This is a genomic window from Robertmurraya siralis, from assembly GCF_005502275.1.
Lineage (GTDB): Bacteria > Bacillota > Bacilli > Bacillales > Cytobacillaceae > Robertmurraya > Robertmurraya siralis.
Genome location: NZ_SWLZ01000034.1, coordinates 25,607 through 32,169, shown reverse-complemented (window position 1 = coordinate 32,169; position 6,563 = coordinate 25,607). Strand labels below are relative to the sequence as shown.

Below are 6,563 nucleotides of genomic sequence, written 5' to 3'. Positions count from 1 at the left end.
ATCCTAGTTTGCCCCTTAGATATTCCATTACAATTTTTAATTTAAATTCTTCACTATACTTCGCCATACAAAAACACCCCAGAGGTTAGATTTTTAACTCTAACTTCTGGGGTGCAGTACCCAATTGCACGGCTTCTTTTTGTGATCTGTGGCAATACTATAATGTGCTCTTATAGGATTCTTTTAAAATATAATTTTCAATTGCATAGGCAACCCCGTTTTCGTCATTCGTTAAGGTAATAAGGTCACAATGCTTCTTCACCTCTTCATCAGCGTTTCCCATTGCAATAGATAACCCTGCCGTATGAAACATTGGCAGATCATTTCTTTCATCTCCAATTGCAATCGTATTTTTGAGTGGGATGTGAAAATGGCGCGCCATTTTTATAAGGCCGTTTCCTTTATTTCCATTGATATGGGTAATTTCAAGATTAAATGGTGAGGAAGAAGTGACATAGATTCCTTCAATGGCTTGTAACTTGGTTTGTAAGCGTTGCTTCTGTTCAGGATCAAGTGATAGAATAAAAAACTTTTGTACTAATGAATTACCGTAAATAATGTCTTCAAACTGTTGGAAAAATCCCTGTCCATAGACGGTTGGAGAGGCGGTAAATATTTGGTAATCTTTATGTTCAAAGTATTCAGAAGGTACACGTCCGGATGCTAGAATTTGATCAAATCGTTCAAACCAGTCCTTGTGGACAAATGTTCCCTTGTTTGTGCCGATTTTGTAAGGCAATTTCTCATTCTCTATTTCGATAGCAATCTGATGGCTTTGAACGGAAGTTAAAGAAGTAGTTTCGATTAATTTACCTTCCGCATATAACTCAGCACCGTTATTGCCGCCTACAGGGCAATTTAGATGATGCTTGGAAAGCTGTTCATGAATCAATAAGGATGAGCGACCAGATAAAATCATGACGATGTGCCCATATTGCTGAGCCTTTTTCACCGCTTCAATGTTTTCTGAACTTATTTCTTTATGAGAGTTCAAGGTTGTACCGTCCATATCAAGAGCAATTAACTTCATGTATGTTCTCTCCCTTGTGTTAGATGAGTATCTACCTGATTATAACATGAATGAAAAATGAATTTTTTTGGTTTCCGTTATTATGAAGGAACAAATTCATTACAATAAGTCCTAAAGAACTGGATAAAATGCGGTACAATTATGTTGGAAGAGGGGGGATATTTTGCGTTCATATTGGCTCTGGCTCTTACTCAATTTAATTGTTTGGTTACTTGGGATAAGGTACTTAAATGAAGAGATAATGGAACTGACAGGAAGTTTAATTGCAATGACATGTTATTTTATTCTTTTTTTTATTTTGCCATTATTTTTGAACAAACCGAAAATAGTCAGTTTGTTTCTTTTTATGCAGGCAATGATCGCGATGATCACTTTTTTTCCTGAACGAGATGGCGGTTTCAATTTATATTTTATTCTTGTACTCTCTCTATTAATTGGAGAAGGATTTTACCGTCTGACATTTAGAGTAGGTCTGTTATTAGGAATCTTAAGTGCAATCGTTTTAAGTTTAACTGCCTTTCAAGCAGAAATTGCCCAATCGATGCAAATTTTTGTAGTAGTCTGTATACTCATAGTTCTGGTGGGAATGATTTTTTATAAAAAAACGATTGAACATAATCAAGATTTGGAGGCGAGATATGAGGCGCTTCTTAATGAATATCGAGATGTAAAGCGACGCGTTCTCTCAGAAGAAGAAGCAACAAGACAAGAAGAACGGATGTTAATTGCCCATGAAATTCATGACTCTGTTGGACATAAGCTGTCTGCTTTAATGATTCAATTAGAAGCATTTCGCCTCAAAGCTGGGGAACAGGATCGGGATCAGGTTCAATTTTTGAAAGAACTGGCACATGAAAGTTTAGAAGAAACGAGAAGAGCGGTGAAATCATTAAAGGTGAATGAAGCAGGTGGTTTACCAGGGATTTTACGTTTAATACGCAAGCTTGAGACGGAAAGCTTTTTGCGAATCCATTTTTCTGTTAAACATGGTGCTTTTACAGCTCCGCTAACGGGTGAACAGTCGTTTATTATTTACCGTTCAGTCCAGGAAGCGTTGACAAATGTGATGAAGCATAGTCAGGCCCGGGAAGCAGAAATTTCATTTGAGGCCCCAGGTGGTGGGATTTTTCGCTTTGAAGTGAGCAATCCAGTGACCGAATATACTCATTTTGAGGAAGGCTTTGGTCTCACGGAGATGCGTAGAAGGTTACAAAAATTTGGTGGTGCTTTAGATACATATATGACGAGAGAGAAGTTTATCGTAAATGGTTATTTAAAAATTGGATACGGAGGAGTAGAATGATTCGGATCTTATTGGCTGAAGACCAGATTATGGTTAGGCAAGGACTAAAAATGATGATAGAGTCTGATGGTGAATTGGTGGTTGCAGGTGAAGCGGATAATGGTAAAGAGGCTGTACAACTATGTGAGCGGCAGGCTTTTGATATTGCTATTCTTGATATTAGAATGCCGGTAATGGATGGGATTGAAGCCGCAAAAATGATACATGCCCGTTGGCCGCATATCAAAATTTTGATGCTTACGACATTTGATGATAATCAATATGTATTAGAGGCGTTGAAAATCGGTGTAAGTGGTTACATTCTCAAATCGGGTGATACAGAATCTTTGTTACGCTCGATCCGTAGTGCATTAGCTGGAGGCCTTTCCATTGAAGATCGCGTCGCGGCAAAAGTGATGCCGCTTCTTCTCAAACGTGGGGAAGAGAAGGAGGCGGACCCGTCTTTAACGCCGCGAGAAAGAGATATTTTGACTTGCATTGGGGAAGGGCTTAGCAATGGGGAAATTGCTGAACGACTTGCAATCTCGGTAGGTACTGTGAAAAATAATACAAGTCAAATTTTGAATAAGCTTGAGCTTAGGGATCGGACACAGCTGGCAATTTACGCCATTCGTCATAATCTTGTTTAAAACTACGGTTGTTCAAGCGATTTTGGCTCATTTCGTGTGAAGCCTTGGCTGCACACGAAATGGGTTATGCAAAAATTTCTTTGCTTCCCATGAAAAGATGGAGAAAATGAGACAGCTTAAAAATATAATGATGAAAGTCATGGTTTTGCTGGAGGGAAGTGACTAGAGACAGTAGTAAGACTGTTTCTTTTTTTTTACGCTTAGATAGAGCTAGCTAGGTAATAGTATGATGAAGGAGGGATTAGGATGCTTGAAACGATAAATTTGAGCAAGACGTTTAAAGATAAAAAGGCAGTTGACGACGTAAATTTATATGTCAATAAAGGTGAATCAGTTGGGCTTTTAGGACCGAATGGGGCGGGGAAGTCGACGACCATCTCGATGATTTCATCCTTGTTGAAGCCAACATCAGGGGATGTGCTGTTTAATGGAAACAGCATTATTAAAAATCCTGCTGAAATTCGCAGGGTACTCGGTGTTGTCCCTCAAGAAATTGCTTTATACGAAGAATTGTCCGCTCATGAAAATCTGAATTTCTTTGGAGAGATCTATAAGATCAGTAAAGGTGATCTTGAGAGCCGCATTCAGGAAGTGTTGGAAATGGTTGGTTTGCAACATCGACAGAAGGAACTAATTAAAACTTTTTCTGGAGGAATGAAAAGAAGAATTAATATTGCCGCTGCGTTGCTTCATCAGCCCAAGGTTTTAATTCTTGATGAGCCGACTGTAGGGATTGATCCCCAGTCAAGAAACCACATTCTTGAGACGGTCAGAAAATTAAATGAACAGTATGAAACATCAATCCTTTACACGAGTCATTATATGGAAGAAGTTGAGCAATTATGCGATCGTGTCTATATTATGGATCACGGCAGTATTGTTGCTTCAGGTAATAAATCAGAGCTATTAAGCATTCTTTCAAACGATGATACTTTCCATGTTCAGCTTAGTAAGAGAAGTGAAAAATTGATTGATGCCGTAAGATTAATAAAGGATGTTCGACAGGTGGATGAAACGGAGAATGGCTTACGGATTATTGCCAAAAAGAGGAGTCATTTTTTAAGTACTCTAGTCCATGGAGCCGAAAAGGAAGGGGTAGAAATCATCCACTTTCAAATGGAGATTCCTAGTCTTGAAGATGTATTTTTGCACTTAACGGGAAAATCTTTAAGAGACTAGGAGGGCAATGGAAATGTGGTCATTTTTCAAAAAAGATTTAATCGTATTTTGGCGCGATCGCAAAGGATTTTTATTATCTTTATTCCTTCCGATTGTTCTTATTGTTGTGCTTAACTTTGCATACGCCGGATTATTTACTAGTGATGATAATTCAGTAAACATAAGGTTAGGAATTGTTCAGGAGGACGATCCCGTTTCAGATATGCAGGAGTTTGAAGCATTGGTTGAAGAAATGGAGCTGATGGAAGAAGAAAAGGATGAACTGCTCCAGCAGGCAGCAATTCATGAGCCAGGAACGGTTCTTTACCATATGCTTCATCGTCCAGAGTTTAAGGATTGGCTTGATATGCGAGAGTTATCTATGGAAGAAGCAGTTAGTCAAGTTGAGGAAGGGAAGCTTGACGCCTATATGAGAATTCCGGCCCGTTTTACGCTTGATGTATTGAGGGCAGGGATACTTGGGGATGAAGTGGGAGCGCTGATCTCCATCCACGCAGAGGAGTACTCGACTGAAGTCCAAACCCTGCAGGAGATGATCAATCAATTTGTGAACAGCCTTAATTTTCAGTTTGCTCTTGAAAATACAAACGAATCAAACGGGGGCGAACCTGTTCTTCCAATTGGTGGGGTGGAAAGAATTGAAAGTTCTGAAGCATACACGATGGCACAATACTTTACGATTGCGGTGGCGACACTTTTTTCGTTGTTCATTGCCCAAACAGTGGCGATGAAAACGGTCACTGAAAAGAGAGAACGGGTATTTAACCGCATTGTTTTATCAAATAGCAGTCCTTTCGCTTTTTTAATGGGGAAAATGGCATCCACTTTTTGCTTTTGTTGGTTTCAAATAATGCTTACCTTAATGGTTACTCAGCTTTTTCTTAATATTTTTCCGGATCATTCCATACAGTTTTGGAGTGGATTGGTGCTAATCATTTCAGTCTTTGTTTTAACAGTATCAGGCTTGTCCGCATTGTTTACTACGATTACTTTAAGGCTGCAGAACCTTAATGCAGCCAACGGGATTTTTAGCTTAATTATTATGTTAATGGGACTGCTTGGCGGAAGTTTTTTCCCTCTTCAAGGCCTTCCGGTTGTATTTCAGAAAATGGGTGATTGGACGCCGAACGGATTAATTCAAACGGTACTGATCGATTGGATTCAAAATCGAATGTATTCCAATCTTTTGATGCCACTGCTAGTCCTTGTGTTGTTCTTTTCAATTGTTTTAGCTGTTAGTCTGGTACTGTTTCCAAGGAGGGAGAGTCTATAATGCTTGCGGTATTTAAAGCACAATTAAAAAAAGATGTTCGAAAGCCGGTTACAATCATTGTATTTATGGTTGTGAGTATATTAGCAACCCTTATATTCGGAAATAGTACATTTGGAAAACCGCCAACCGTGCCTGTATTTAGCACCGAACCTAATGGGAAAGAAATAGAAGAAAAATGGATTCATTTGTTGAAAGATAGCGAAGCTTTAAATTTTGTACTTACAGAGGAGGAAGGAGCACTTGAAGATGTGGCATCTGGAAAAAGTAGTGTAGCGATCAAATTGATGGAGAATGATTATCGTATCATTACAGCTTCTAATAATTCAATTGTTCCGTTCGTTGAGCAAGAGATCCATACCATATTTTCAGAAGAAGCTCAGCTTCAAGCGGTGGTTGGTGAGGAGGATACGACAAAAATCAGGAAGGTTGTTGAGAGTTATTTAGAGAATCCACCTCTACAGGCCGAAGTGAAATCCGTTAGTGGTGGGGAAATTCCTAAGCATGATATGGGAACGCAATTACTGTTTGTTTTCACACTTTTCGCCGCCATGTTTACGATCGGCTTCAAAGTAAATGGAATTAATGAAGATAAAGTCAATGGGATATGGAATCGATTGATCCTTTCCCCTGTTACGAAAACAAATATGTATGTAGGGCATTTGCTTTATAGTTTTTGTATTGGTTTCTTTCAAATAAGCGTCGTCCTTTTATTATTTCAATATGTACTAAAGTTTGAGCTGGGCGATTTGAGATTAATCATGATGGTTGCTGCTATCTATACGTTAAGTATCGTCAGTTTGGCCATGCTTATAAGCGGTTTTCTAAGGACACCTGAAAAATTTAATATGGTCTTCACTTCTTTTATCCCGATGATTCCCGTTGTAAGTGGATTATATATGCCGCCAGGGACGGTCAGCAATCCAATTCTGTTATTTATTGCCGACCTTTTCCCGTTAAAACATGCGGCCGAAGCGATGTTAAATATTACTTTGTATAATGCAAGTTGGAATGATATTTCCTTAACTGTTGCCATTTTACTGCTTATATTTGTTATTTACATGGGAATTGGTATTAACCTAGTGGAGCGGAGAAGAGGATAGTTAAATGGTGGAGACATAAGGACTGATTCAGGTGAATTCAACATTATTC

6 protein-coding genes are annotated in these 6,563 nt (G+C 38.8%); 5 read left to right on the top strand and 1 reads right to left on the bottom strand.

Annotation, left to right across the window (positions count from 1 at the left end):
- Positions 1-157: 157 nt before the first annotated feature.
- A complete protein-coding gene (locus FCJ93_RS23205) occupies positions 158-1,030 on the bottom strand; it encodes a Cof-type HAD-IIB family hydrolase (protein WP_137744802.1) in 873 nt (290 codons plus the stop codon).
- A gap of 163 nt (positions 1,031-1,193) precedes the next feature.
- Between FCJ93_RS23205 and FCJ93_RS23200 the strand changes: the two genes are divergently transcribed.
- From FCJ93_RS23200 to FCJ93_RS23180, 5 genes are all read left to right on the top strand, one after another.
- Positions 1,194-2,333, top strand: coding sequence for a sensor histidine kinase (locus FCJ93_RS23200; RefSeq protein ID WP_095311551.1), 1,140 nt, complete (start codon positions 1,194-1,196; stop codon positions 2,331-2,333).
- Positions 2,330-2,962 (top strand): response regulator, encoded by a 633-nt coding sequence (locus FCJ93_RS23195; RefSeq protein ID WP_095311553.1) that lies wholly within the window; start codon positions 2,330-2,332, stop codon positions 2,960-2,962. Before FCJ93_RS23200 ends, FCJ93_RS23195 begins: the two co-directional genes overlap by 4 nt.
- A 246-nt stretch (positions 2,963-3,208) precedes the next feature.
- Positions 3,209-4,141 (top strand): ABC transporter ATP-binding protein, encoded by a 933-nt coding sequence (locus FCJ93_RS23190; RefSeq protein WP_095311555.1) that lies wholly within the window; start codon positions 3,209-3,211, stop codon positions 4,139-4,141.
- Between the two features lie 13 nt (positions 4,142-4,154).
- Entirely contained in the window at positions 4,155-5,414 is a 1,260-nt protein-coding gene (locus FCJ93_RS23185) for an ABC transporter permease (RefSeq protein ID WP_137744801.1), read from the top strand.
- The gene (locus tag FCJ93_RS23180; RefSeq protein WP_095311559.1) at positions 5,414-6,514 is read left to right on the top strand and encodes an ABC transporter permease; all 1,101 of its coding nucleotides are present in this window, start codon (positions 5,414-5,416) and stop codon (positions 6,512-6,514) included. The genes FCJ93_RS23185 and FCJ93_RS23180 overlap by 1 nt, the downstream gene beginning before the upstream one ends.
- Positions 6,515-6,563: the final 49 nt, after the last annotated feature.